The 25,109-nt window shown below is 72.5% G+C and carries 24 protein-coding genes; 15 read left to right on the top strand and 9 right to left on the bottom strand.

Going from position 1 to position 25,109, the window contains the following annotated elements; translation table 11 throughout:
- Positions 1-40: 40 nt before the first annotated feature.
- The 5 genes from ACFVT2_RS14675 to ACFVT2_RS14655 form a co-directional block, all read right to left on the bottom strand.
- A complete protein-coding gene (locus ACFVT2_RS14675; protein WP_390016847.1) occupies positions 41-1,015 on the bottom strand; it encodes a putative DNA-binding domain-containing protein in 975 nt (324 codons plus the stop codon).
- On the bottom strand, positions 1,008-1,913 hold the full coding sequence (locus ACFVT2_RS14670; protein WP_390016845.1) for a DUF692 domain-containing protein: 906 nt from the start codon (positions 1,911-1,913) through the stop codon (positions 1,008-1,010). Before ACFVT2_RS14670 ends, ACFVT2_RS14675 begins: the two co-directional genes overlap by 8 nt.
- A gap of 21 nt (positions 1,914-1,934) precedes the next feature.
- The gene (locus ACFVT2_RS14665; RefSeq protein WP_390016842.1) at positions 1,935-2,510 is read right to left on the bottom strand and encodes a hypothetical protein; all 576 of its coding nucleotides are present in this window, start codon (positions 2,508-2,510) and stop codon (positions 1,935-1,937) included.
- A gap of 535 nt (positions 2,511-3,045) precedes the next feature.
- Entirely contained in the window at positions 3,046-3,288 is a 243-nt protein-coding gene (locus ACFVT2_RS14660) for a hypothetical protein (RefSeq protein WP_390017083.1), read from the bottom strand.
- Between the two features lie 164 nt (positions 3,289-3,452).
- A complete protein-coding gene (locus tag ACFVT2_RS14655; protein WP_390016839.1) occupies positions 3,453-4,025 on the bottom strand; it encodes an RNA polymerase sigma factor in 573 nt (190 codons plus the stop codon).
- A gap of 129 nt (positions 4,026-4,154) precedes the next feature.
- Here ACFVT2_RS14655 and ACFVT2_RS14650 point away from each other — a divergent pair, with 129 nt between their 5' ends.
- Positions 4,155-4,292 carry a hypothetical protein gene (locus tag ACFVT2_RS14650; protein WP_390016837.1) on the top strand — a complete coding sequence of 46 codons (138 nt, stop codon included), beginning with the start codon at positions 4,155-4,157 and terminating at the stop codon, positions 4,290-4,292.
- A 288-nt stretch (positions 4,293-4,580) separates the two neighbouring features.
- On the opposite strand, the gene ACFVT2_RS14645 is transcribed toward ACFVT2_RS14650, so the two are convergent.
- Positions 4,581-4,931 carry a DoxX family protein gene (locus tag ACFVT2_RS14645; RefSeq protein ID WP_390016834.1) on the bottom strand — a complete coding sequence of 117 codons (351 nt, stop codon included), beginning with the start codon at positions 4,929-4,931 and terminating at the stop codon, positions 4,581-4,583.
- Between the two features lie 201 nt (positions 4,932-5,132).
- On the opposite strand from ACFVT2_RS14645, the gene ACFVT2_RS14640 reads away from it, so the two are divergent.
- Both ACFVT2_RS14640 and ACFVT2_RS14635 read left to right on the top strand, forming a co-directional pair.
- Entirely contained in the window at positions 5,133-6,071 is a 939-nt protein-coding gene (locus ACFVT2_RS14640; protein ID WP_390016832.1) for a LysR family transcriptional regulator, read from the top strand.
- Positions 6,072-6,547: 476 nt separating this feature from the next.
- Entirely contained in the window at positions 6,548-7,318 is a 771-nt protein-coding gene (locus ACFVT2_RS14635; protein ID WP_390016830.1) for a 1,4-alpha-glucan branching protein, read from the top strand.
- Between the two features lie 1,033 nt (positions 7,319-8,351).
- On the opposite strand, the gene ACFVT2_RS14630 is transcribed toward ACFVT2_RS14635, so the two are convergent.
- Positions 8,352-9,701: a hypothetical protein gene (locus ACFVT2_RS14630; protein WP_390016828.1), complete on the bottom strand. Its 1,350-nt coding sequence runs from the start codon at positions 9,699-9,701 to the stop codon at positions 8,352-8,354.
- Positions 9,702-10,130: 429 nt separating this feature from the next.
- Here ACFVT2_RS14630 and ACFVT2_RS14625 point away from each other — a divergent pair, with 429 nt between their 5' ends.
- The 11 genes from ACFVT2_RS14625 (at position 10,131) to ACFVT2_RS14575 (ending at position 22,361) form a co-directional block, all read left to right on the top strand.
- Entirely contained in the window at positions 10,131-11,495 is a 1,365-nt protein-coding gene (locus tag ACFVT2_RS14625) for a hypothetical protein (protein WP_390016826.1), read from the top strand.
- A 297-nt stretch (positions 11,496-11,792) separates the two neighbouring features.
- Entirely contained in the window at positions 11,793-12,701 is a 909-nt protein-coding gene (locus ACFVT2_RS14620) for an acyltransferase domain-containing protein (protein WP_390016824.1), read from the top strand.
- A complete protein-coding gene (locus tag ACFVT2_RS14615; RefSeq protein WP_390016822.1) occupies positions 12,673-14,517 on the top strand; it encodes an acyl-CoA dehydrogenase in 1,845 nt (614 codons plus the stop codon). Before ACFVT2_RS14620 ends, ACFVT2_RS14615 begins: the two co-directional genes overlap by 29 nt.
- Before the next feature lie 14 nt (positions 14,518-14,531).
- Complete coding sequence (locus ACFVT2_RS14610; RefSeq protein WP_390016820.1) at positions 14,532-15,641, top strand: 3-oxoacyl-ACP synthase III family protein; 1,110 nt, start codon at positions 14,532-14,534, stop codon at positions 15,639-15,641.
- Positions 15,638-16,480 (top strand): SDR family NAD(P)-dependent oxidoreductase, encoded by an 843-nt coding sequence (locus tag ACFVT2_RS14605; protein WP_390016817.1) that lies wholly within the window; start codon positions 15,638-15,640, stop codon positions 16,478-16,480. Before ACFVT2_RS14610 ends, ACFVT2_RS14605 begins: the two co-directional genes overlap by 4 nt.
- 27 nt (positions 16,481-16,507) lie before the next feature.
- Positions 16,508-17,608 carry a beta-ketoacyl-ACP synthase III gene (locus tag ACFVT2_RS14600; RefSeq protein ID WP_390016814.1) on the top strand — a complete coding sequence of 367 codons (1,101 nt, stop codon included), beginning with the start codon at positions 16,508-16,510 and terminating at the stop codon, positions 17,606-17,608.
- A complete protein-coding gene (locus ACFVT2_RS14595; RefSeq protein WP_390016811.1) occupies positions 17,581-17,853 on the top strand; it encodes an acyl carrier protein in 273 nt (90 codons plus the stop codon). The genes ACFVT2_RS14600 and ACFVT2_RS14595 overlap by 28 nt, the downstream gene beginning before the upstream one ends.
- Complete coding sequence (locus ACFVT2_RS14590) at positions 17,850-19,094, top strand: beta-ketoacyl-[acyl-carrier-protein] synthase family protein (RefSeq protein WP_390016808.1); 1,245 nt, start codon at positions 17,850-17,852, stop codon at positions 19,092-19,094. The genes ACFVT2_RS14595 and ACFVT2_RS14590 overlap by 4 nt, the downstream gene beginning before the upstream one ends.
- A 147-nt stretch (positions 19,095-19,241) precedes the next feature.
- Positions 19,242-19,856: a cysteine hydrolase family protein gene (locus ACFVT2_RS14585; RefSeq protein ID WP_390016805.1), complete on the top strand. Its 615-nt coding sequence runs from the start codon at positions 19,242-19,244 to the stop codon at positions 19,854-19,856.
- A 157-nt stretch (positions 19,857-20,013) separates the two neighbouring features.
- On the top strand, positions 20,014-21,117 hold the full coding sequence (locus ACFVT2_RS14580; RefSeq protein ID WP_390016803.1) for an NAD(P)-dependent alcohol dehydrogenase: 1,104 nt from the start codon (positions 20,014-20,016) through the stop codon (positions 21,115-21,117).
- Between the two features lie 353 nt (positions 21,118-21,470).
- Positions 21,471-22,361 (top strand): hypothetical protein, encoded by an 891-nt coding sequence (locus tag ACFVT2_RS14575; RefSeq protein ID WP_390016801.1) that lies wholly within the window; start codon positions 21,471-21,473, stop codon positions 22,359-22,361.
- A 65-nt stretch (positions 22,362-22,426) separates the two neighbouring features.
- On the opposite strand, the gene ACFVT2_RS14570 is transcribed toward ACFVT2_RS14575, so the two are convergent.
- Complete coding sequence (locus ACFVT2_RS14570) at positions 22,427-23,398, bottom strand: DMT family transporter (protein ID WP_390016798.1); 972 nt, start codon at positions 23,396-23,398, stop codon at positions 22,427-22,429.
- An 83-nt stretch (positions 23,399-23,481) separates the two neighbouring features.
- Between ACFVT2_RS14570 and ACFVT2_RS14565 the strand changes: the two genes are divergently transcribed.
- Entirely contained in the window at positions 23,482-24,429 is a 948-nt protein-coding gene (locus ACFVT2_RS14565) for a LysR family transcriptional regulator (RefSeq protein ID WP_390016796.1), read from the top strand.
- 56 nt (positions 24,430-24,485) lie between these two features.
- On the opposite strand, the gene ACFVT2_RS14560 is transcribed toward ACFVT2_RS14565, so the two are convergent.
- Positions 24,486-25,109 (bottom strand): HAD family hydrolase, encoded by a 624-nt coding sequence (locus tag ACFVT2_RS14560; protein ID WP_390016793.1) that lies wholly within the window; start codon positions 25,107-25,109, stop codon positions 24,486-24,488.

The raw sequence follows: 25,109 nt of genomic DNA, 5'->3' as shown, positions 1-25,109 counted from the left end.
GATGTGTGGAAGTGCGGATGTGCGGATGTGCGGAAGTGCGTCAAGACACCGGTGTCGGTGCCGCGTTCAGTGCCGGGCGGGCGGGCGCCGCGGGTGCGGTGTCCACGGCGGGGAATCCGGTCCCGGTGTGACGGTCGGCCGTGGTGAGGAAGCCGGCCGTGGTCCATTCCCGTAGCCAGGGCCAGCCCCGGTGGGGATCCACGCCGGCCGCGCGCAGGGCCTCCCCGGGGGTCGCCCCCTGGCAGACGGCCCCCAACACCGCGTACGCGTCCGGTCCGATCTCCCGGACCACGACGGTGAAGTCGCGGCGGCTCACCGCAAGGCGGGTGGGCCGGTACTCGGGCAGGTCCGGAACGGCCTCGCGGCCCGGGCCACGATGGTGCGCTGCGTGCAGATAGGAGTGCACCACGGCCCGGGTGCGCAGCAGGCGCAGGCAGGGTGCGGGGCGGAGTCGTGGGGCGTCGAGCCAGGCGGCACCGGGGACCTGTTCGGGCAGCGGCCCGCCGGCCGCGCACTCGCCCGTCCGCTCCCCGTACCGCTCGCTCCCCGGCTCGGCCTCGGTCCCTTCCGCGTCCAGTACCTCGGTGTAGAGCTGCTCCAGTCGGGCGAGGTCGACCAGCAGGTCGATCCAGTCCTCCCGTTGGGCGGCCGGCAGGTCGGCATCGGGGCGGTGGCGTTCCAGGTGGTCGGCGAAGTGCTCGCCCAGGGTGCTCAGGGTGTGGCGGTGGGAGGGGTGGGCCCGTAAGTAGTCCTCGGCGAACCCGTCGAAGAGCTCTTCGCCGAGCAGGTCCACCATGGCCGGGAACAGGGTGCGCAGGCAGGACGTCAGGCGCAGGCGGTAGCTGTCCTGGTAGAGCGCCAGCGACTGCCGCGGGGACAAGGCGGCGGGCGTGGTGAGGGGGAGGGCGTCGCCGGGCGTGCGGTTGTCGTCCGGGGGGCCGGTGTCCTCGGGATGTAGCAGCGCGGACTGCAACCAGTGCTGTAGTGCGGCGAGTTGGCCGGTTCCCTCAGCCACCGACGCCTCCGGTGGCGACGTGCTCCTGGGACGTCCCGGCCTGGGCGTGGCGGGCCTGGATCCTGGCCTGTTCGGCGTGGGCCACCAGTTCGGGGAAGGCCGGTAGGTCCTCGTCCCATTCGATCAGGGTGGACACGCCGCCGGTGAGTCGCACCGCCTGTCGGTACAGCTCCCACACCGGCGCGGCCACCGGCCGGTCATGGGTGTCGATGATGTGCGTACCGCAGTGCCGATGTCCGGCCAGGTGCATGTAGGCGACCCGTTCGTGCGGGATGCCGTGCAGGTAGGCGTACGGATCGAAGCCGTGGTTGACCGAGGAGACGTACACGTTGTTCACGTCCAGCAGCAACGCGCAGTCGGCCGCCTCGGCCACCCGCGCCAGGAACTCCCACTCCGGCATGCTGGACGCGGTGAAACCGGCGTAACTGCTCGGGTTCTCCAGCACCAACTGACGCCCCAGCACCTCCTGGACGCAGCGCACACGGCGCACCACGTGCGCCAGGGCTTCCTCGGTGAACGGCATCGGCAGCAGTTCGTGGGTGTGCACGCCGCCGACGCCCGTCCAACACAGATGGTCCGAGACCCAGACGGCGTCCACGTCATCGGCCAGGCGGCGCAGTTCGCCCAGGTAGGTGCGGTCCAGCGGGTCGGTGCCGCCGATCGACAGGCAGACGCCGTGCAGGATGACCGGGTACCGTTCGGCGATCTCGTCCAGGGCGCGGCGCCGTCCGCCGTGGCTGCCGAGGAAGTTCTCCGTGATCGCCTCGAAGAAATCGACCTGCGGCCAGTGCGCCCGCACATACGGGAGGTGCGGGGTGCGCAGGCCGACGCCGAATCCCAGGTAGCGGTCGCCCGCCGGGCGCCGGGCGATGCGCGCCGGCGTCCTGGCCTCGGGCACGCTCCGGTGCTCCATCGCGGGTCAGGGCTTCGGCTTGTCGTAAGCGGGCACCAGGCTGTCCTCGATGCCTGCGCCCGGGGACGGACCGAAGGCGATGCCTGCTTCGTACATCCGGCCCTCGAAGAGCTTGCGTGCGGTCTTCCACACGCTCTTGCCCTTGTACGGGCCCGCGCAGAACACCCGGCTCTCGTTGATGGGACTGGCGCAGCTACCGTTCCACCGGCATGCCTGCTCACCGGGGTGCGCCTGCTGGAAGTCGCTGCCGGCGTAGCCGCACCCGCCCTGGCCCCGGCAGGCCCCCTCGCCGTGGCAGACGTGCTGCACCGTGGCGCACTGGCCCGTGCCGGCCATCTCCGCCTTGCCGTCCTTGTCTTGGTTCCGGCAGGCGTTGAGTCCCATACAGACGTGCAGGTCCCTCGGTTGCTCATCCTCCGGATACTTCTTGACCGCCAGCAGCATCTCGCTGGCGTGGGGGTGGGCATCGCCACCGGACTCGTGGCTCATCGCTTTGGCGTCGCGCACCAACGCCCGTACGTCGTCGGGGGTGACGTCCGCCACCGATTCGCCGTTCGGATGCGGGGTGATTCCCTGGCTCATGACAGTTTTCGCTCCTGGATCGACTGCGACTTCGGTCTGCACCTACGAGGGGTACGCGAAAACACCCGAAGAAGCTGCCGTCGCGTCACCGACCATCGCATACCACCGGGCAACGCATATATCTCGGACAGGCTGACATCACACGCAAACGGATCAATAGCTACAGCCGGCGGCAGTATCGCGAGAACGCCGAAGAAATACCGTCATCGTGCGTGACCTCCGGTGAGCTGGTGCAGGCGAGCGGCGCCTCGGCCGCTCTTCGCCGACGGGCACGGACGGCGCGGCCCATCCCCCAACGTGGGCCGCGCCCCCAGTCCCGTCGTCTGTCTACACCAGCACCCGTTGCTTCAACTCGCGTGTGCCGCACCGGGCGGATGTGCCGAGCCCACCCCAGGATGTCCCCCAGTGGTAGCCGAGGCGCCGCCCCGGACTCCACCACGAGTGCAGGAGGACGAGGACGACAACGGACCTGCACATGTTCAGGATGCCCGTGTCCCCGTGGACAGTTGGTGTGCGGAGTTTGAGTGTCACCACGTCACCACTTCACCACCCATCGTCCCAGCGGCTCGTCGAGCCCGTCCTGGTACCAAGCCTCTGGCGACAGGTCGGGGTGTTCAAGCGGATGTGCCACAACGGCCGGCACCTCGGCAGCCGTTGACAGCATGTCGTACCGTGCTTCCCAGTCGCGTGTGCTGCGCGCGTCCGGAGGCACGAGCTGGTCCCCCTCCAAGAGGTAAGCCAGCATCCTCTCGTGCGGAGAGGAATGGCCATTCTTCATGATCACCCTTCCATCAGAAACTGTTGGGTGTGGATCGGTCCCACCCAAGGGCCACGGGTCGGATTGCCGCCAACCCGTGGACCTTGGGCGAAGTCCGGTCCGGCACCGCGCCAGGGCCGGGCGCGGCGACCGCACACCGCGGCCGCCGGAGCCCGGGCCACGACCTACGCGGAAGCCGGTTCCTCATCGTCCCGGCAGAGCTTGGCCTTGGCCTCGGCCGAGGCCAGCTCGCGGCTGACCGTCGCGGACGAGATCTCCAGCAGCTCGGCGATCTCCACGCCCTTCAGTCCCCAGACGTGCGTGAGTTCCCAGACGGCGGCCTGCCGTTCGTTGGCGATCGCGGCCTTCACCGACTCCAGCAGTTCGAGGTATTCCAGCCCGACGGCCGGACCGGTCCCGAACTGCCGGGCATGTTCGGGCGGTTCGTCGTAGAGCCGCTCGCTGGAGGACGCCTTGCGCCAGTGGTCCCGGAGCTTGTTACGGGCGACCACGGTTGCGAACACGATGACCGGCTTCTCGAACCTGGTGCCGCGGCGGAACTCCTGGAGGACCGCGATGCAGGTCTCCTGGGTGATGTCCTGGGCCAGGTGGTAGTCGCGGGTGACCCGCGTGACCGAGGAGATCAGCCGGGGCTCGATGGCGCGCAGGGCATCCTCCATCAGCTCGGCCTCACGTGCCTTCGACAGCCGGCGGTGCGCCTCCCCGGAGTCGTCGCCGCCCCCTGAGAGCTGCCTCATGTGTCGTCCTCTCCACTGACCGGGTACCGCAATTGCGGCCCCGGGCTCAGTAGGAGGACGCGTCGGCTCCCCGATTCTTTTCACGACCGCCGGATGAAAATTCCGACGGCCTCGACGGGACCTGAGGGCATGAACACGCGTACTGCCCTCGCCCTCGTCCTCGGCGGCCTCGCCGTCTACCTCGCCTACTACAACCCGGTGCTCGGCGCGGCCATCGGCATCGGCGTCGTCGTGGTCACCCTGCTGCTGTCACTCCTGGACGAATAGCGGGGCCGCGACCCCAACTCACCGTATCCGTACGGCGGGTTAAGGCCGACCGTTCCGTCGGGCCAGTCGCCATCAGCCGGTGCCGGGCACCCCTCTCCCGGCGCAACCCCTCACCGCCTGCCGCCAGTCAGCCGACGCCGCACCCGTACGCCACCGGCCCCTCCAGCCCCTCCGCAGTCTGCTGACTGCTGACTGCTGACTGCTGACTTGCCTGCTACCTGCTACCTGCTACCTGCTACCTGCTACCTGCTACTCATGACACACCGCTCATGACCTATCGGACAGGCCCTACCGCAGCAGGGCGAGGACGAGCGATGCGACCGCCAATCCCAGGTACCCGACAGGGCCCACCATCGTGGAGTAGACGCGCATCCTGACGTGGGCGACGACGGCGCCGATGAAGAACAGGACGAGACCGGTGGCGGCGGCGATCCCGAGGGGACGCACCCCAAGGAGGCCGATCAGCAGCCCTACCGCGCCAGCGCCCTTGAGCGCGCCGAGCCAGGGGAGCCAACTCCGCGGAACCCCCACTTCCGCGGAGTTGGCGAGGACGAACTCGGCCCTCGCGAAGTCCGCGGCGGCGATCCCGGCGTTCGCCACGATCGTGAGGACAGTGACGATCGCGTAAGCCATGACCATGTGCCGACGCCTCCCTATTCCGAGTACCCGATGCGACGAGCCCGCCGCCCGGTCACAGTCGCTGTGCCGCCCTGGGCGTCCCGTCCGTACGACCGGTCCGTGTGCGACCGGTCCGTGCGATCAGTACCGTGCGGTCCGTCTGTGACCAGACTCGTCGTGCCAGGGGCCGGCGTCCAATACCTGCGGCTATAACCTGACGGCATGGACGTCGACACCCGACTGCTGCGCTACTTCGTCGCCGTGGCGGAGGAAGGGAGCCTGACCCGTGCCGCGCAGCGCTTGTTCGTGTCCCAACCGGCGCTGACCAAGCAGATCAGGCAATTGGAGACGCAGCTCGGGGTACGCCTGTTCACGCGGTCCCGCACCGGGATGGCCGTGACGGAGGCAGGCCGTGCCCTGGCGGAGCGGGTGCCCACGCTGCTGGCCGACTGGGACCGGACTCTGCGGGAGACGAAGGCCGCGGCGAGCCGGGCGGAACGCGTGCTGCGGGTCGGTTTCGTGGCCAGTGGGGCCAACGAGGCGACCCCGCGCATCGTCGCGGAGTTCGCGCGGCGCCGACCGGGTTGGCGGGCCGAGATGCGGCAGGCGGCCTGGTCCAACCCGTCGGCCGGACTGGCAGATGCGGAGGTCGAGGTCGCCCTGGTACGGCTGCCGTTCCCCGGCCAGGACGCCGTGCGCGTGGTGGCACTGTTCACCGAACCCCGCTGGGTGGCCCTCGCCGATGCCCACCCCTTGGCCGCGCACGAGGTGATCCCGTTCCGCGAACTGTGGGACGAGCCGTTCGTGGCCGCCCCGCCGGAGACGGGCCGCTGGCGGGACTACTGGCTGGCCACCGACGAACGCGAGGGGCACCCGGTCCACATCGGCGCCGTCACGGACCAGCCGGACGACTGGCTCACCGCGATCGCCAACGGCTACGGCATCGCCCTCGCCCCGGAATCCGCCGCCCGTTTCTACGCGCGCCCCGGCGTCACCTATCGGCCGGTCACCGGCGTCAGCCCCAGTCAGGTGGGGGTCGCCTGGGCCCCGGCCGACGACACCAACCCCGTGGTTCAGGACTTCGTACTGTGCTGCCTGGACGGGCTGGGTGGTTCGAGCGGCCGGTACGACAACAACGGGCCGGTTGCGGAAGGCGGTTGAGGCCACCGGACTGCGGGGCCGCGGGCCACGGATCCGCGAGGCCGCGGAGTGACGGAGCCACGGGGGGGGCTGGCAAGGGGAGCCGTCAAGGGCCACGGAGCTGCGCCGATGCCCCGTCCGGGCACCGATCGGCTTGACCTCAACCGTGAGCCTTCCGGCGTCGCGCACCGCGGCGTTCGGCTGCTGATCGAGGAACGGACCTTGCACACTCTGGCGCTGGAAGGGGACGTCCCCCTCAAGCTTCGGCCTCGATGCGCCCACTCTCCGACCTGCGAAGCTGGGCTTTGGAGTGGGTTGGGTTGGGTTGGGTTGGGTTGCGCTGGGGATGGGCTGATGCGATGTCAGGGGGAATTCGGCACCACGAGAAGACCTCCACGGGCAGCAGCCTTGCCGACGAATGGCACTGTTGGGGAATGCCGTTGTTCGGGAGTGGCGCTGTTGGGGAATGATGTTCGTCGGGATGATGTTGGCAGGGTATGGCTGTTATCCACAACACATCCCTCAAGCCCACCAAGCTGGAGGTTCTCACCGCCTGGCTGCCGAGCCAGCCTTGGTACCAGGGCAACCCCCAGGCGCCGCAGCTGGCCAGGTCAGGCGGCTTCCGGATCGACGATCCGCAGGGTGAGGTAGGCATCGAATGCATGGTGGTCACCGACCAGTCCGGTGACGTTCCGCACTCCTACTTCATCCCGCTGACCTACCGCGGGGCCCCGCTCGACGGTGCCGAGCAGGCCCTCGTCGGCACCACCGAGCACGGCATACTGGGCCGGCGTTGGATCTACGACGGGACCCATGACCCCGTGCTCGCCGCCCAATTGCTCGCCCTGCTCCAGGGGCGCGCCGAACCGCAGGCGCAGAACGCCAGCAACGTCCGGGACGAATCCGTCACCCGTCACGTCGGTGCCGGTGCCGGTGCCGCCGCCGGATTCGGCTCGTCGAGGGTGGTGGGGGCAGCCACCGTCGCCAACAGTCCACACGGCAGCGACCTCGCTTTCGAAACCATCACGGAGCTGGGAGAGGCACCGGAACAGGCACCGGAAGCGGAGCCGGACGACCGGTCGGGGCCGGCTCGGACCGCCGTCACCCTCCACATCGCGCGCATACTGGAACCGGTGACTGAGGCCGGTTCCGCCGGCCAGGCAGCCGACACCCCGGGGTGCCTGGCATCCGTCACCGGTGTCTGGCAGTCGGGCGACGGTACGGAGCAGCGCGGCCTGTTCGTCGCCCTCCGCACGTCGAACCGCTGACGCGTCCCACAGCGCCGCACCACCCGCGAGCGGCGCTTCCCGGTAGCGTCATGGCAGGGTGGCCTACTGTCGATTCCGGATGTCCGGGCCCGGCCGGACACCCGATCCACGTCCGGATACCCAATGCCCGCCTGGATCCCCGGCGAGCGTCGGGACGCCCGGCGGACGTGCGGAAGCCCGGCGAACGTCGGGTGCCCAGGCACGTCGCGATGCTGGGTACGGGTACCTCTCACCGCGCCGGCACAACCACTCGCTGTGCCGGCTTCCACGTTGATTGCTTGATGAGCAGGGGATCGGGACACTTTGTCTGCGAGGAACAACCACCCGTTGTCAAGATCACGAGTCGATCGGCTCCCGGCTCCCCCTCGGACCGGGTCGCCCGCACCCCGTCGGCCCGGTCCATCAGCGGTAACGCCACCATCGCGGCACTGACCGCGTCCTGGTGACTGCTCACCGGCCGCACCGGCACCCGCAGCGCCCGCGTCCTCCACGGTGCGCTCCCCTTGTCACCGGCCCCGGTGGTCGTGGACGCGGCGATCGTGGACGCGGCGATCGTCGTGGACGCGGCGCTGGCCGTCGGCGCGGCGCTGGCCGGGTGGCTGGACGTCGTGTCAACCAGGGCTGGAGCGTCGGTAGTTGTGCTGGATCGTGGTCGAGCGGGTGACCTTCCTGGCGTACGGTCTCGGCTGGGACGTGACTGGGCTGTAGGGCGCCGCCGGGTTCGGCGCGGTGGTGGGTAATTTCCCTGCGGCGGGGCGGAGTTCCGGCGTGCCGGAGCGGTGGGCGGGGCGTGGTCCGGTGGGGCGGGTGGGCTGCGTGCTTCTGGGTGAACAGTGTGGTCGGGTTGGGCGCGCCGGGATTCGAAACGGGCCGCCTTCTCCCCCTTATAGCCTTGTGACCGATCCTGTGGACGTGGCGATGGTGTTGCTGGGCGGGTTGCCCGCGGTGCGTGCGGCCGGCGAGGGGGAGGATCACCGGTCGATGGAGGGGCGGTGGCTTGGTCCGGGGGCTGCGGAGGGGAGCGGTTCCGACCTCACCGGGCCGTCGTGCGCAGACGTTCCCGGAAGGCTTTGACGTGGGGGTTGCGCTGATGGGGTGCGAGCCGTTGGGCCAGCCGGGGCAGGGTGCCGTGCACTGACCCCGCGGTCAGCTGCCGGTGGTGGCGCAGGGCGTGGAGGGAGTGGTCCACGGCCGCGTCGACGTCGTGCAGGGCGAGCAGGGTGTGCGCGAGCTGGGCGTGCAGCAGGGTGCGGGCCTTGTGGTGGTCGGCGGGCCGGCAGGCGAGGGAACTCCCCAGTTCGGTCAGGGCCGCCTTGTGATCGCCCAGGCATGAGAGCACTTCGGCGCGCTGGTAGCGCAGTGCGGTCTCCGGGTAGCTGGTGAAGGGCCCTTCGGGGCCGGTGGCGCGCGCCAGGTGCTGTTCCGCGGTCAGCAGGTCCGCGGTCGCGGCGCGGCTCTGGCCGGCGCCGGCCCGGACGACGGCGCGCCCCGCGTGCAGATAGGCACGGACGGCGCTGGGTACCGCGGATCCCGCGATGTCGGTGGCGGCCTCGCCGAGGGCGAGGGCCTGGTGGTGGTCGCCGAGCTGGTGCGCCTGCACGCTCAGGCAGCGCAGGATGATCGCGTAGGAGCCGCGGTCGCCGGCCGCGTGGGCGAGTTCGAGGGCGATGTCGTAGTAGTGCTGGGCGAGGGCGGGGTGTCCGGTTTCGGAGGTGCGGCCGGCCAGGAGGAGGGTCAGGTGGGCGGCGCCGGTGAGGAGGGCGCGTCGGACCGCCGGATGTGCCGGGGCGGTGAGCAGCGGCACCACTTCGGCGCCGAGGTACCTCGCCAGCGCGGGCCGGCCGTGGGCGCCGCCGTACCGCTCCCCGAGTTGGGCGCTGTGGACGGCCACGGCCTCCAGGCGTCCCGGGGCCGCGGCGGATGCCTGGGGTGCGCGTGGGTCGGCCGGGGGCAGGGCCGGGGGCAGGCTCCCCCAGCCGGTGAACACGGGGGGCGGGGCGGAGAGGACGGTGCGGGCGAGGTCCGCCCGGCGCGCGGGATGAGTCTCGGCGCGGCAGAGGGCGGCGAGGCGGTGGACCGGGTCGCCGCCTCGCAGGGCGGACATCAGCGCGCCGCCGGTGGTGTCGGGGTCGGCGAACCCGGTGTCCCGGAGCGTCAGCCGGCGGCCGATGCGGCGGCTCAGTGCCTGGCCGATCAGTTTCCCGGCGGGCGGCCGGGGGCGGGCGCCGTTGAGCCAGCGGGCCACCGAGGTGCGGTCGTAGCGCAGGCGCAATCCCTGGGCGGCGCCGAGGGCGTTGACGGCGCGGGAGAGGTCCGTGGCGGTCCAGTCGGCCTCGGCCAACAGTGCCGCGAGCATGCGGTTGGGGCGGCGCTGGGGCGTCATGGTCAGTCTGCCTCGCTCACTGGTCAGGCCGTCCGGCCAGGGGTTGCCCGGTGTCACGGGGTGGCTTTCAACACGTTCACGCTTCCCGCCGCGGTCCGGCGTTCCGCCTCGGCTTGATTCATGGTTCCGTTGGTGGACGGCTGTTGGCTACGGCGCAGCGGTCCGCAAGACGCCTTTCCGGCCACCGTAAGGCTTCCCCGGAAAGTTTCCGGGGATACTCTCAAGGACTCCGGAAGCGGTGAGCGGGAAATTGATCAGGCACAACGGCAATACCAGGTACGGACATCACTCCCCATGAACTCCTTTCGCACCATCTGTTTCTCGGGTTCCCCTCCTCCAGGTGTCCACGATGCGACCGTGGAATTGACGCGGATTGACGCGGGCGGAGTGGTCAGAACACGACCCGAACTACCGTGCCGGGAGCCTTAGGTGCCGCCGTCACGCCGCCGTAACGAGAATTTGCGGGCCCTGCTGGCAGAGGCCCGCTGGACGCAGGCGGCGTTGGCGCGCACGGTCAACGCCCTCGCCGCGGAGATAGACCTCGACCTGAACTACGACCGCACGGCCGTGGCGCACTGGCTCAGCGGGACCCGCCCGGCGCCACCGGTGCCGGAGCTGATCGCGGAGGCGCTGTCCCGTCGGCTGGGCCGCTCGGTCTCCCCCGCTGCGGCGGGGCTCACCGGGGAGCCGTCCGCACCGGCGGGCGGGCGGCTCCCCCTCTCCGGCATTCCGGTCGGCACCGCGCTCACCGAACTGTGCAGCATGGAGAACGATCCCGCGCGCCGGGCCTCCGCCCGCATGATGCCGTACCGGAAAGCGGAGTTGGCGAAGGTGACGGTCGGGTTCGCGGACCGGGCAGGGGCGCCCGCGGTGCTACGCGGGGAGCAGGACGCCGGGGACGACCTCGGCGTCGTCCGGCTCGCGGTGCGCTTCTACTCGGCCTCCTTCGACGCGCACGGTGGGCGCCGGGCGCGCTCGGCGCTGGCCGCCTACCTCGCGGACGACATCGCTCCGCTGCTGCGCGAGCAGGAGGGCCACCAGCCGCACCGCGGCCTGCTGGTGGAGGCGTCCCGGCTCTCGTTCCTGCTCGCCCGGATGTATCAGGACGCTTCCGTGCACGGGCTCGCCCAGCGTCACTTCACCACCGCGCTGCGGCTCGCCGGGGAGTCCGGGGACGCCACGGCGCGCGCCGTCGTGCTGCGCGGGTTGAGTGCCCAGGGGCTCGCGCTGGGCCACCGGCGCATCGCCCTGCACGCCGCCGAGGCCGCCGCCGCGACCCGGGCGTCCGGGGGCCCGGCCCGGGCGTTCCTGCTGTCCCAACTCGCCGTGACACAGGCGGCGTGCGGGCGGCACCGTGCGGCGCGGGAGACCCTGGACCGGGCCGAGCGCGCGTTGACGATGGGCGAGCGCGCGGGCACGGCGGAACCTTTCACCGCGTACTCCCCCGGCTCCCTGGAATTCCAGCGCGCCGAGGTCCTCAGATATACGGGAGACCTGCCGGCCGCGCGCACCGCCCTGGCCAACTCGCTGGCCCACCGGTCCGTTGGGGAGCACCGGGGCATGGCGCTGAGTCATGCCCAGCACGCGGAAATCCTCATGGGTCTCGGTCATGTGGAGGAGGCCTGTGCCTCCTGGAATTCCTTCCTCGACCACTACGTCCATCTGCGGTCCGGGACGGCGGATCTCGCCACGGGCCGGTTGCGGCAGCTGTTGACGCCCTTCCGCAAACTCCCGGTGGCCAACGCGGTGTTGCACCGTGCGTTCGCCGTGATGTCACCCTCTCAGCACTCCTGAGACGCCGCGCCGCCTGCGCGTTCACCCCTTTCAACAGTCTCGGACGTGAAACGAAGACCACAGGCCGGGCGACGGATGTTGAATGGCACAACACCGACCGGAATCCACCGGAAATGGGGTGAGGAAATGCGTGATGCTGCCGCGTCCAGCAACGGGAATCGTAAGTCGACGCCGCTCCGCATCGTCCATGTCTTTCCCGGGCAGGGCGACTTCTCGGTAAGTCCGCTCAGTCGCGCACTGCGCATTCACACAGCCGTGCGAAAAGCGGTCCGCGAGGTATTCGAGGAAGCCGAGGAAGTGGGAGATGAATTCGGTATCGTGCCGTTGGCGAAGACATTGCTGAGCGCTACGCCGCCCAGCGGTCGGGAACTCGCCGCCGGCAGTGTGGGCACCCCCCAACTCGCCCTGTTCTGCTCCTCGGTGGCGGTGCACCGTGCACTGTGCTCCGCCGGGTTGGTGCCCGACCAGGTGCTCGGGGTGAGTTTCGGGGAGATCGCCGCCCTCACCGCGGCCGGCGTGTTCGAGGTCGCCGAAGGCGCCCGGATCGCCTGTCTGCTGGCCCGTCAACTGGCCGGCTGCGCCGGCGGGATGACACTGATCGGGGCTGGTGAGGACCGCACGGAGGCCCTGCTGCGCGGCGCCGGCTCCCCCGACCTCGCCCTGGCCTGCGTCAACGCACCCGACGAGAGCATCGTCAGCGGGCCGCTGCCGGCCCTGCGGACCCTGGAGGGGTTGGCCGCACGGCAGGGCGTTCCGGCCGCCCGGCTCCGGCTGCCGTTCTCCTCCCACCACCCGTCCCTCACCGGGCCGGCGGACGCCTTCGCCGCCGCGATCGGTCACCTCGACCCCCGCCCGGCCCGGATCCCCGTGCACTCCGCGGTTCGTGGCGGCCCCTACGGTCCCCGGGACGACGTCCACCGCGGCCTGGCCAACTGCCTGGTCCACCCGGTCCGCCTGCCGCCGGTGCTCCGCGGGATGACCACCGGCAGCCGCACCCTGTTCTTCGAGGCGGGCACCGGTCAGGCACTGACCAGCAGCATCCGGCAGAACCTGCCGCCCGACGCGGCCGGCGCCCGCGCGCCGCTCGCCGATCCCACCTTTCCCTGGCCGCGGCCCGGCGCCCCGGCCGCCAGCCGGCCGAACACCGCACTCGCCGCCGCCTTCTGGAGCCATCACGATGACCACGTACACGCAACCGCTCGGTGAACTCGGCGAGATCGTCAGCGGTTCCCGCCCCTACACCCTGCGCAGCCGCCTGCTGACCGCCCTCGCGGCCGACCGTGAGGAGACTGCACACACCCCCGAGGACCCCGCCCGCCGGGTGCACCGGCGACTGCGGTTGATCGTGGACAACCTGCCGACGGTGGGCGAGTTGTTCCGTGATCCGGAGCAGCTCGCGGTGGTCGGCGAGTGTGTGGCGCTCGCCGACCCACCGCTGTACATGGCCGTTCTCAACCACTACGTACTGTGCCTGGGTTCCGTCGTCACCCTGACCGACGACCCGGCGGCGCTCGGCCGTCCCTGGCAGGCCCTGGCCACCGGCCGCGCCAAGGGCGTCTTCCTGGTGACCGAGGTCGGGGACGCCGGCAGCCATCTGGGCATCCGGACCACCGCCCGATTCGACCCGGACACCCGGGAGTTCGTGCTCGACACGCCGGTGCTGGGCGCGGCGAAGTTCTCCAGCGTCGGCGGTTCCGGGGTGCCGCAGAGCGCCGCGGTGTGCGCCCGCCTCGTGGTCGACGGGACCGCTCGCGGGGTGTTCTCGTTCGTGGTGGAGCTCACCGACGCCGCCGGCCCGCGGCCGGGCGTGACGGTCTCCCCCAGCATCGGCATGCCGTCGCTGCCGCTGGACTACGCACTGGTGCGGTTCGACGGAGTACGGGTGCCATACGTCCAGTGGCTGCGCGACCGGGCGCACATCGACGCGGACGGCACCTTCCACGATCCGCTCGGCGGCCCGGACGCCCGACTCCAACGGACCCTGTCCGTCGGGCAGATCCTGTGGGCCACCCTGCCCTCGGCGGTCGCCGCGATGGCCCGCCAGTGCGCGGTGGCGGCCCTGCGCTTCTCCGCGCACCGCCGGGCCCACGGCCGGCTGGCCCCCGGCGTGCGCGTACTGGAGTTCCGCAACCAGCAGCACGCGCTGCTCGGGGCGCTGGCCGAGTCGTTCGCCCTGACCTGCGCCGGCCGGACCGCGCGGGAGATCTGGGCCCGGTCGCGCACCGCCGCGGCCCACCGCGCCCCGGCGCGCCGCACGGAGGGGATGACCTTCTCCCCGTGGACGGCCGTCGACCGGCCGTTGGCGGTGCTCAAGGCGGTCACGGTGCGCGGCGCCGCGCGAGTGGCCGCGGAGTGCCAGCACCGCTGCGGGTTGGCCGGATTCCTGCACCCCAACCTGCTCGACGGCTACCACGGTTTCGCGCACGCCTTCGACACCGCGGGCGGCGACAGCCAGTTGATCCTGTTGGACGCCGGGCGGGCCCTCGCCCAGGAGAGGGGTGGCGGGGCGGGCCGCACCGTACCGCCGGTCGACGTTCCCGCGGACCAGCCCGGGTGGTGGCCGGCGGTCGCCCGGGCCCAGGAGGGCTGCCTGCGGGACGAGTTGCAGCGCTCCGTCCGAAGGGGTGTCCAGGCCGGGCGGACCGGACTGGAGCTGTGGAACCCGCTGCTGGACACCGCGCACGGACTCGGCGAGGCGTACGGCGCCCGGCTCGTCGCGGATGCCACGGCCGCCGCCGTCGAGGCCGTCCACGACCCCGAACTCCGCTGCGTACTCCGTCCGTTGGCCGCACTGTACGGAGCCGTCGAGGCGCGTCGGGCGGCCGGCCGGCTGCTGGCCGCGGGCACCCTGGCGCCCGCCACCGTCCGCGCACTGCCCACGGTGATCGACGGCCTGTGCGACCGCCTGCTGCCCCATCTCCCGCTGCTGTGCGAGGCGATGGGCGCACCGTCGGGCGCGGTTCCGGCGCCCTTGGGGGCCGACGACTACGCCGCCGCCCTGTACGACTTCCTCGACCGGTGATCGGAAAGGCCGTCATGAGCCCGTACTCCTCCCCCGTGTCGCGCATCGGCGTGCTGGGCATGGGCACCTACCTCCCGTGCGGCACCCGCACCAACCAGGACATCGCGGCAGCGGCCGGCGTCACCCCGGAGTGGATCGCCCAGCGCACCGGCGTGCACACCCGGCACGTCGCCGGTCCCGACCAGGCCGCGTCCGATCTGGCGGCGGCCGCGGTCCGGGCCGCGGTCGCCGCCGCCGGCATCGACATCGACCAGCTCGACGTGCTGATCGCCGCCACCTCCACCCCCGACGAACTGGGCCCCTCCACGGCCTGCCGCATCCAGGCGCTGACCGGCGCCCGGCACGCGGTGGCGCTCGACGTCAGCGCGGCCTGCGCCGGCTGGCTGTTCGCGGCGCGGGTGGCGCACGACTGGTTGCGGGGGAACGGCGGCGCACGGTACGCGGTGGTGGTCGGCGTCGAGGCGTACTCCAAGTTCGTCGATCCGACCGACCGGGGCACCGCGGTGCTCTTCGCCGACGGGGCGGCGGCCGCGGTGCTGGGCCCCGTCCCGGACGGCGCCGGATTCACCGACTTCCGCCTCGGCTCGGACGGTACCGGCGCGCACCACGTCCTGATCCCGGCCGGCGGCAGCCGCATCCCGGCCAGCCCCGCCACACTCGGCGAACACCGGCACCACATCCACATGGACGGCCGTGCGGTACGGGACTTCATCGTCGAGATCTTCCCCCGGCTCGTCCGGGAGTGCCTGGCCGCCAACGACCTGCGGCTCCAGGACATCGACGCGTTCATCACCCATCAGCCCAACCCGGTCCTGCTGCGCAGCCTCGGCGAACGGATCGGCATCCCACCCGGGCGGCTGGTCATCGTCGGCGACGAGGTCGGCAACATCGGCGCCGCGAGCGCCCCGTACGCACTGGCCGGCGCCGCCGCCCGCGGGCTGCTGCCGCGCGGCGGCCGGATCCTGCTGGCCGTCTTCGGCGCCGGCGTGACCTGGGGCAGCGCCCTGCTGACCTGGACCGGAGCGCCCACCATCCGCATCGCACCCACCCGAGTACCGCACGCCACCGCCTCCCCCACCCGTTCCCCCGCCTCCGCTCCCACGTTGCAAAGGAGTTCCTCATGACGACCCCGCACGACCCGTTCCGGCTCGACGGAGCACGGGCCCTGGTCACCGGCGCCTCCCGCGGTATCGGCAAGGCCACCGCGGTGGCCCTCGCCCGGGCCGGCGCCGATCTGGCGCTTTCCGCACGGAGTTCGGGCGCGCTCAAGGAGACCGCCGCGCTGGTGGAGGACGAGGGCCGCACCGCGGTGCTGGTCCCCGGCGACCTCGCCGAACCGGGCGCCGCCGAGGCGGTGGTGGACGAGGCGGCGGCCGCGCTCGGCGGGCTCGACGTGATCGTCCACAACGCGGGCGTGCTGCCCGCCCAGGACGACGGCACCCCCACCCTGGTGCCCCTCCAGGACTCCGCACAGGCCGACTGGGACCACGTCCTGTCGGTCAACCTCAACGCGACCGCGGCGCTGTGCCGGCGCGCCCACCGCCACCTGACCGGCTCGTCCCGGGGCAGTGTGGTGCTGGTGTCCTCGCTGGCCGGGGTCGTCGGTACCCCGCGGATGGAGGCGTACGGCGCTTCCAAGGCGGCGCAGATCGCACTCGCCCGCAGTCTGGCGGTGGGCTGGGCGCGCGACGGCATCCGGGTCAACGCGCTGTGCCCGGGCTGGACCCGCACCGACATGACGGCCTTCGCGTATTCCCTGGCGCCGCTGTCGGAGTGGCTGATGGCGCACGTCCCGTTGGGCCGCTGGGCGGAACCGGCAGAGATCGCCCACGCCGCGCTGTTCCTCGCCTCCCCCGCCGCTTCGTACCTGACCGGGCAGGCCCTGGTGCTCGACGGCGGTGCCTCCGTACCCGACGGCGGACTGGCCGGCATCCCCAAACCCCCGTCCCCCTTCACCGCCTGACCTCCCCGCGAATCGAGGGATACCGCCATGACAACGGTGAGCCCCACCGCCGTGATCGACGGCATCGGCAGCTGCCTACCACCGCGGGTGCTGACCAACGAAGACGTCCGACGCCGCGGCGTCCTGGACACCAGCGACGAGTGGATCCGCTCCCGCACCGGCATCGCCCGACGCCGGGCCGCCGAGGACGACACCAGCACCGGCGACCTCGCGGTGGCCGCCGGCCGGGCCGCCCAGGAGTCCGCGCAGGCCCGGGCGGACCTGGTGCTGGTCGCCACCACCACCCCCGACCGGCGCTGCCCGGCGACCGCACCGGAGGTCGCCCACCGCCTGGGCCTGGGCACCGTGCCCGCGTTCGACCTGGCAGCGGTGTGCTCCGGTTTCCTCTACGGCCTCACCGTCGCCACCGCGCTGATCCGCACCGGCGTCTGCACCCGGCCCCTGGTGATCGGCGCCGAGACCTACTCCCGCATCATCGACCCCCTGGACCGGGACACCGCGGTGATCTTCGGCGACGGCGCCGGTGCGGTGCTGCTGCGCGCCGGGAACCGGGCCGAGCCCGGCGCCATCGCCGGTACCGACTGGGGCTCCGACGGCTCCGGCAGCGACCTCATCGCGATCGCCGCCGGCGGTGCCCGACTGCCCGACCCGGGGCGCCGACTGTGCCGCGACGACCACTACTTCCGGATGCGCGGCCGCGAGGTGTACGGGCAGGCGGTGCGCCGGATGACCGAGTCCTCGCGCGCCGTCCTGGCGAAGTCCGGCTGGCCGCCCGCCGCGGTCGGGGCGTTCATCGGCCACCAGGCCAACCAGCGGATCCTCGACTCGGTCGCGGACCGGGTCGGCATCCCGCCCCGCCACTGCTTCGGCAACCTCCGCGACGTCGGCAACACCGCCGCCGCGTCCATCCCGCTGGCCCTCGCCGACACCGCCGCCCACCGTCAGATCCGCCCCGGAACCCCCACCCTGCTGACCGCGTTCGGCGGCGGACTCACCTGGGCCTCCGCCACCCTGACCTGGCCGGCCGTCCGGCCCCGCGTCCACCCCCCGGAACCCCACAGCACCAGCTCCACCACCCGTCCCACGCACCGGAGGAACTCATGGCCCCTGTCTACGACCACCTCGTGACCGTCCTCACCGACAAGTTCGAGGTCGACGCCAAGGAAATCCGCCCCGACAGCACCCTCGCCGCGCTGGAACTCGACTCCCTCGCCGTCGTCGAGCTCTACGTCACCCTCCAGGAACACTGGGGCATCCCGCTGGAGGAGGACGACTCCGCCGCCGAATTGACCCTGGAGCAGGTGGCGCAGGCCGTGACGGCACAGCTGTCCGGCGCGGGCGCCGCCGCCGACCGGGGAGGAGCCCCGCGGTGAGCGTCCCAAGCGACGACGCGGGTCTCGCGGTCACCGGAATCGGCCTGGTCACCCCGGCCGGTTCCGGCACCGCGGAAACCTGGGAGGGGGTCTGCGCCGGGCGGGGCACCGCGGCACCGGACCCCGAACTGGCCGGCCTGCCGGTCGGATTCTCCTGCCGCGTCCCCGGCTTCGACCCGCGCACGCAGGTACCGGGGGCCCGGCCCTGGCAGCACGACCGGTGCACCCAGTTCGCGCTGGCCGCCGCCCACGAGGCGGTCGCCGCCGCCGGACTGGACCCGGCCGCCTGGGACGCCGCCCGCGTCGCGGTGATCCTGGGTTCGGCGGCCGGCGGCGTGGGCACCTACGAGCAGCAACACCGCAAACTCACCGAAGGCGGCCCCCGAGCCGTCTCCCCCCTCACCCTCCCCGCGTTCCTGCCCAACATGGGCGCGGGGCAGCTGGCCATCGCCCTCGGCGCCCGGGGTCCGGTCCTGCACACCGCGACGGCCTGCGCATCGGGCGCCGCCGCGGTGGCGCTGGCCGCGCTGCTCCTGTCCGCGGGTGCCTGCGACATCGCCGTGGCCGGCGGCACCGACGCCATGGTCACCCCGCTCTGCGCCACCGCGTTCGCGCGCATGGGCGCCCTGTCCCGCCGCCACGGCGCCCCCGCCCACGCCTCCCGCCCCTTCGACGCGGACCGGGACGGCTTCGTGCTCGCCGAGGGCGCGGGCGTGCTCGTACTGGAACGCGCCGCGGACGCCGCCGCCCGCCGGGCACCGGTCCAGGCCCGCCTAGCCGGCTACGGCATGTCCGCCGACGCCCACCACCCGGTGGTCCCCGACCCGGAGGGCCGGGGCCTGCGCCTGGCCACGCAGGAGGCGCTGCGCTGCGCCGGCGCCACCCCGGCCGACGTCGCCCACGTCAACGCCCACGGAACCAGCACCCCCCTCAACGACCGGTCAGAAGCCGCCACTCTGGACCGTCTCTTCAGTGCCGCACCGCCCTCGGTGACCTCGACCAAGGGCGTCCTGGGCCACACCATGGGCGCCGCCGGCGCGATCGAGGCCGCGCTCACCGCACTGACCGTCAAACACCAACTCGTCCCGCCCACCGCCAACTTCCACCACCGCGACCCCGACTCCCCCGCCCTCGACCTGGTCACCGGTTGCCCCCGCCCCCAGACCGTCCGCCTCGCCCTCAGCAACTCCCTGGGCTTCGGCGGCCACACCACGGTGCTCGCCTTCCGGCCGGCCGCCTGACGCCGGAAGTTGTGCGGGCGGCCGATGCCGAGCATGGTGTGCTGGACATCTTTGCCCCTGGCACGGCAGTGCAGTGGCCACCCCCACCGCAGCCCGGCTGACTCCGGAGACTCGCTCCCGTGCCCCACTGAAGAAGGGACGGCGACCATGGCGAACAGCGCCCTCCTCGTGATGGACGTCCAACGGGACATCATGGCCATCGCGGACGACGGCTCCGGATATCTGCTGCGCCTGCGCAGAGCGATCGACGGCGCCCGGGCGGCCAAGATCCCCGTGATCTACGTGGTCATCGGGCTACGCCCGGGCCAGCCGGACGTCAGCCCTGCCAACAAGGTGCTCACCGCGGCGGTGCGGGACGGACTGTTCGCCGAGGGAGCCCCCGGTACCGAGATCCACGACGACATCGCGCCCCAGCAGGGCGACATCGTGGTCACCAAGCGGCGGGGCAGCGCGTTCTCGGGCAGCGATCTCGACCTGGTGCTCAGGTCCCGTGGTATCGACAGCCTCGTGCTCGCTGGCATCGCCACCAGCGGTGTCGTCCTGTACACCCTGTGCCAGGCCAACGACCTGGACTTCGACCTCACCGTCCTGGCGGATGTCTGCCTCGACACCGACCCCGAGGTGCACCGGACCCTCACCGAAAAGCTGTTCCCGCTGTGGGCAGACGTCGTGACCGTCGGAGACTGGCTCAAAGCCGTCGCACTCAAAGCCCTCGCACCGGACCAGGGCCTGTCCGACCCCGACCCGTCGGCCAGGCTCTAACGCCAGTCTGCCGGCCCCTGGTTGGGTAAGGTGCGGGGCCGCACCACCGCACCCGCCGACCCACCGTCGGACCGGCCGCCCCACTCCCACCCCCACCCCCACCCCCACCCCCACCCCCACCACTGACAGTCAACCCTCCCGAAAGTCACAGGAATTGATGCGTATCCAGGCAGCCGTCGTGGAAGCCCCCGGCGGACCCTTCACCCTTCGCGACGACCTCGTCATCGACGCGCCCCGGTCCGACGAGGTCCTGGTCAGAATCGTGGCGGCCGGTATCTGCCACACCGACCTCAGCAGCCGGCAGAAGTGGCCGCAGCAGCTCAGCCCGATGGTCTTCGGCCACGAAGGCGCCGGTGTCGTGGCGGCGGTGGGTGACGGGGTGACCAGCGTGCGGCCGGGTGACAACGTGTGTCTGAGCTACCGCAGTTGCACCACCTGCGGCCAGTGCACGGCGGGCCACCCCGCCTACTGCGAGACGGGCATCTTCGCCCTCAACGCCAGCGGCACCCGGCCCGACGGCACCAGTCCGCTGTCCCGCGCCGGGGACGGGAGCACTGTCTACGGCAGCTTCTTCGGCCAGTCCTCCTTCGCCACGTACGCCCTCGCGCACACCAGCAACGTCGTCAAGGTGCCCGCGGACCTCCCGCCGGCCGTTGCGGCGCCGCTCGGCTGCGGCGTACAGACCGGGGCCGGCACGGTCCTCAACGTGCTGCGGCCGCCGCGGGGATCGTCGGTCGCGGTCTTCGGTGCGGGCAGTGTCGGGCTCACCTCCGTCATGACCGCGGTCGCCCGGGGCTGCCGGGTCATCGCCGTCGATCCGCTGGCGGCCCGGCGCGCCAAGGCCCTGAAGTTCGGTGCCGTGGCGGCCGTCGATCCCACCGCCGTGGCGGATGTCGGGGCCGCGGTCCGCGACCACGCCGAGGGCGGCGCCCGCTTCGCCATCGACACCACCGGGCAGTCGGGGGTGATCTCCCAGGCCATCGCGGCGCTCGCCCAGCGCGGCACGCTGGCCCTGGTCGGGGTCGGCGGCCGCGCCGAATTCGACATCATGACGGTGCTGACGAAGGGCATCCGGATCCGCGGCGTCATCGAAGGGGACGCGGCACCCGCGGCGTTCCTCCCCCGCCTCATCGCCCTGTACCGCGAGGGCGTCCTCCCGCTCGACGAGATCATCACCGAGTTCCCGTTCCACGAGATCGAGGATGCCGCCCGGGCCGCGGCCGCGGGCGAGGTCATCAAGCCCGTACTGCGCTTCCCCTGAGCGGGACGGTCCGGAGGGCTTCGAGGCGCCGGACGGCGTGGGTCGTCGGCCCCTCGACGAGCCGGGCATCCCGGCGTGGCGAAGCCGTCGGCGGCCCAGTTGTCGAGCGCTTTCTGTTGGAGCGCGGCGGGATACGCGTGGCGGAAGTCGGTGGTGACGCCGTGGGGCGCCCGACCTCGCCCCCCGCGGTCCTCACGGTGAACGGGCGAGTCCTGGCCGACTTCTCCCCCGAGGAACGCGAGCAGTTCCTAGCCCTGCTCCGCCGGGCGGTCCAGGGGACGCCGGCCACGACGGATTCCCCGGCGGAATCCGGCCATGATCACCGGGAAGGTGACGCTGGGTAAGGTACGCAGGTGACGACACCTCAGCCCTCGCCCCAGGATTTCGACGGCACGCCCGGATACGGCGCACCCGGCGGTAGCCCGTACCCCGGACCGCCGGCCGGTCCCCCGCCGCAGATACCCGGCGGTCCCCCGGCGCCGGGCGCGGTCCCCTACGGTCAGCCCGGCCCCTACGGCGCCCCGCAGGCGCCCTACGGAGGGGCACCGCAGGCCCTGTACGGCTACCCGGGGCCGGGCATGCCCCCGCCGGTCCCGCCCCGGCGCAACACCGGGAAGGTCTGGGGCATCATCGGGGCGGTCGCGGGCGTCCTCGTGATCGGCGGTATCGCGTCCGCGCTGGCCTTCGGCGGCGGCGGCGGGGGCGGGGGCGGTACCGGCGGCACCGGCGCCACGTCCGGACCGAAGTACCGGATCACGGTGCCGCAGACACTGGCGGGCGGCACCTACACCCTCACCAAGGACATCTCCCAGCAGGCCGGCGCCTCCGTCCCCCGGGACGGCGCCAACGAGCACGGCATCACCTCCGTGGGCGGGCAGTACACCAGCGGGACCATGTCACTGGTGATGGTGGGGCTCTACGGCACGATCGACGACCCGCGGACGACCGTCGACCACTCCATCCGCGGCATGAAGGACGACGCCGGGACCCAGGTCGCGGTGCCGGAGAAGGAGTTCACGCCCAGTGGTGGCGGCGCCCCGGTGACCTGCGGGGTGGATGTGCGCGAGGAGATGGGCCAGAAGATCACTCTGGCGTTCTGTGTCTGGGCGGACTCCCGTACGAGCGTGAACCTGGCCCGGACGGACGCCGCCGACCTGGCGAAGGACCCGCGGTCGGTGGACCTCCAGGCGTTCGCGGACGCCGCCGGCAGGATTCGCGGCGAGGTCACGAAGCCGTTGGGCTGAGTGGCCGCCGGCGCGATGACGAACCGCCGCGGTCCACGGGGTCGGCCCGTTCGCGCCCGGGCCCCTCAGACCGTTTCCGCGGCGCAGGGCCGCGGCTCGGGTGCGCCGGCCTCGGAGGACGCGGCCGGCGTGCGGGCGCCGGTCCGGGTGGCGCCGACCCCCGCGCTGACGACGAGGACCACGCCGGCCGCGGACGCCAGGCCCGGCGTCTGGCCGAGCACGAGCAGCCCGATCACGAGCGCGATGGCGGGTTCCAGGCTCATCAGCGTGCCGAAGGCGGCGGTGGTCAGGCGGCGCAGGGCGAGGAATTCGAGGGCGAAGGGCAGTACGGGGCTCACCGCGGCCAGCACCAGCATGATCCCGACCGCCTGCCAGGTCAGGTGCCCCCACAGACCGGGGGCGGCGATCAGCGTGCCGATCAGGCCGGCGACGGGCATGGAGACGGCGAGACCGCTGAGTCCGGTGACCCGGTCGCCGACGCGCTGGGTCAGCAGGATGTAGACGGCCCAACAGCCCGCGGCGGCCAGCGCGCAGGCCAGGCCGACCACGTCCAGGCCGCCGTGCCAGGGCTCGGTCAGCAGCAGCACGCCGAGCGCGGCCAGGGCCGTCCACAGTTTCCGTCCGCCGCCCGGTCCGTACAGGGAGACGGCCAACGGGCCGAGGAATTCCAGTGCGCTCGCGGTGCCCAGCGGCAGATGTGCGACGGCGAGCATGAAGAACAGCATCATGCCGGCGGTCGCCGCCCCCAGCACGGTGCAGGCGAGCAGGTCCTGCCGGGTGAAGTCGCGGAGGCGGGGGCGTATGAGGACCAGCAGGAGAAGTCCGCCCCACGCCAGTCGCAGCCCCGCCGTGCCCACCGCGCCGAGCTGTCCGAACAGCGGGACGGCCAGGGCCAGACCCAGTTGGACGGAGGTCATCGAGGCGACCGCCATCAGGAAGCCGGTCTCGGCACCGCCGGGGCGCAGTCGGCCGCGGGTGGCGGTATGGAGGCGGGGCAGGGGACGGCCCTGGGGGCGCTGGGGGTCGAACGCACTCATGGGGTCAGTAGATGCCCTGGGCATCGTTCGTGTCCACGTGCCGATCATGGACATTCCGTTCGGGAATCCCGAACAATGAGGGAATGGAAACACGCCGACTGCAACTGCTGGTGGAACTCTCCCGGCTGGGGTCGATGCGCGCGGTCGCCGAGGCGACCGGCACCACGACCTCCACCGTCTCCCAGCAGATCGCCGTGCTCGCCCGCGAGACGGGCGCCGCCCTGATCGAACCGCACGGCCGCCGGGTCCGCCTCACCCCGGCCGGCCGCCGCCTGACCGAACACGCCGTGACCATCCTGGGCGCCGTGGAGGCCGCCCACCTCGACCTCACCCCCGGCGCGGAACCCAACGGCACCCTGCGCACCGCCGGATTCGCCACCGCCATCCGCGCCCACCTGCTGCCCCTGGTCACCGAGCTGGCCACCAGCCATCCGCGGGTGCACCTCCTCATCCGCGAACACGAGCCCGCCGAGGCGCTGTCGCTGCTGGCCGCGGACGAGACGGACCTGGCGCTCACCTACGACTACAACCTGGCGCCCGCCACCTTCGACCCCGCAGTGCGCGCCACGGCGCTGTGGACCGCCCCCTGGGGCCTGGGCGTCCCCGCGCAGGACGCGACCGACGGCGGGACGACGGTCGAGGTCTTCGCCCGCTTCGCCGCCCACGACTGGATCGTCAACTCCCGCAACACGGCCGACGAGACCGTCATCCGCACGCTCGCTTCCATGGCGGGCTTCACCCCGCGCATCACCCACCGGGCCGACAACCTCGATCTGGTGCAGGGCATGATCACCGCGGGCCTCGGCGTGGGACTGCTGCCGGCCGGCATCCCCACCTTCCCCGACGTGCGCCTCGTCCCGCTGACCGCTCCCGACGCGGTGCTGCGCGCCTACGCCGTCGCCCGCCACGGCCGCCTGAACTGGCCCCCGCTCGCCCTGATCACCGAGCTCCTCACCCAGCGGTCCGCCCGCCCGGATGCCGCCGGCTGGGCCGCCGGGCGGGGCGCCGACCGGGGCGAGACACCGGACTAGGGCCGCCCCGCTGGATCACGGCCGGGTCCGCGGCGTACCGGCCCCGCCCCTTCGCGTCATCCCTTCGCCGCCCCGGCGTCCCACCGGTCGAGGCAGTCCCGCAGTCGGGCCGGGGTGGTGAAGAGGTGCCCGCGCATCCCGGTCGCTTCGGCGGCGCGGACGTTCTCCTGGCGGTCGTCGACGAAGAGGATGCGGTGCGGCGGATCGGACAGTGCCCGCTGACACCAGTGGTAGGCGGCCGGTTCGGGTTTGGCGTGGCCGATGCGGCAGGAGAAGGCGCACACGTCGAAGTGGCCGAGCCAGGCGTGGTGGGATGCGTAGTGGCGGGCCAGTTCCTCGGGGATGTTGGAGAGCAGGCCGATGCGCCGGCCGCGCGCCGCCAACTCCGCAACCAGGGCGACCGTGGTCTCGTCGACGGCGCTCCAGCTCGCGATGTCGACGGCGATCAGGGCGGCGGTCCGCGGGACGTCGAAGCGGGTACCGAGGCGGTCGGCGACCTGTCGCCAGTAGCCGGGCCCGTCGGTCTCACCGCGGTCGTAGGGCGGGCGCACCGCCCAGTAGGCGTCCCAGAAATCCGGGGCGGGCACGCCAGCCGTGCGGACCAGGCGCTGTCGGCCGTCGGTGGACTGCTGGCGGGCGAGGACGCCGAAGAGGTCGAAGAGGACGGTGCCGGGCGTCAT

Source organism: Streptomyces sp. NPDC058000 (genome assembly GCF_042886435.1).
Lineage (GTDB): Bacteria > Actinomycetota > Actinomycetes > Streptomycetales > Streptomycetaceae > Streptomyces.
This window is presented reverse-complemented; position numbering and strand designations above follow the sequence as displayed.

Excerpts from the sequence above, each read along its gene's own strand:
- ACFVT2_RS14580 (WP_390016803.1), top strand. The coding sequence starts at position 20,014 with ATGCGTATCCAGGCAGCCGTCGTGGAAGCCCCCGGCGGACCCTTCACC.
- ACFVT2_RS14660 (WP_390017083.1), bottom strand. The coding sequence starts at position 3,288 with ATGAAGAATGGCCATTCCTCTCCGCACGAGAGGATGCTGGCTTACCTC.
- ACFVT2_RS14655 (WP_390016839.1), bottom strand. The coding sequence starts at position 4,025 with ATGAGGCAGCTCTCAGGGGGCGGCGACGACTCCGGGGAGGCGCACCGC.
- ACFVT2_RS14630 (WP_390016828.1), bottom strand. The coding sequence starts at position 9,701 with ATGACGCCCCAGCGCCGCCCCAACCGCATGCTCGCGGCACTGTTGGCC.
- ACFVT2_RS14635 (WP_390016830.1), top strand. The coding sequence starts at position 6,548 with ATGGCTGTTATCCACAACACATCCCTCAAGCCCACCAAGCTGGAGGTT.
- ACFVT2_RS14665 (WP_390016842.1), bottom strand. The coding sequence starts at position 2,510 with ATGAGCCAGGGAATCACCCCGCATCCGAACGGCGAATCGGTGGCGGAC.
- ACFVT2_RS14570 (WP_390016798.1), bottom strand. The coding sequence starts at position 23,398 with ATGAGTGCGTTCGACCCCCAGCGCCCCCAGGGCCGTCCCCTGCCCCGC.
- ACFVT2_RS14600 (WP_390016814.1), top strand. The coding sequence starts at position 16,508 with ATGACAACGGTGAGCCCCACCGCCGTGATCGACGGCATCGGCAGCTGC.
- ACFVT2_RS14645 (WP_390016834.1), bottom strand. The coding sequence starts at position 4,931 with ATGGTCATGGCTTACGCGATCGTCACTGTCCTCACGATCGTGGCGAAC.
- ACFVT2_RS14565 (WP_390016796.1), top strand. The coding sequence starts at position 23,482 with ATGGAAACACGCCGACTGCAACTGCTGGTGGAACTCTCCCGGCTGGGG.
- ACFVT2_RS14560 (WP_390016793.1), bottom strand. The coding sequence starts at position 25,109 with ATGACGCCCGGCACCGTCCTCTTCGACCTCTTCGGCGTCCTCGCCCGC.
- ACFVT2_RS14640 (WP_390016832.1), top strand. The coding sequence starts at position 5,133 with ATGGACGTCGACACCCGACTGCTGCGCTACTTCGTCGCCGTGGCGGAG.
- ACFVT2_RS14605 (WP_390016817.1), top strand. The coding sequence starts at position 15,638 with ATGACGACCCCGCACGACCCGTTCCGGCTCGACGGAGCACGGGCCCTG.
- ACFVT2_RS14610 (WP_390016820.1), top strand. The coding sequence starts at position 14,532 with ATGAGCCCGTACTCCTCCCCCGTGTCGCGCATCGGCGTGCTGGGCATG.
- ACFVT2_RS14585 (WP_390016805.1), top strand. The coding sequence starts at position 19,242 with ATGGCGAACAGCGCCCTCCTCGTGATGGACGTCCAACGGGACATCATG.
- ACFVT2_RS14615 (WP_390016822.1), top strand. The coding sequence starts at position 12,673 with ATGACCACGTACACGCAACCGCTCGGTGAACTCGGCGAGATCGTCAGC.
- ACFVT2_RS14650 (WP_390016837.1), top strand. The coding sequence starts at position 4,155 with ATGAACACGCGTACTGCCCTCGCCCTCGTCCTCGGCGGCCTCGCCGTC.
- ACFVT2_RS14595 (WP_390016811.1), top strand. The coding sequence starts at position 17,581 with ATGGCCCCTGTCTACGACCACCTCGTGACCGTCCTCACCGACAAGTTC.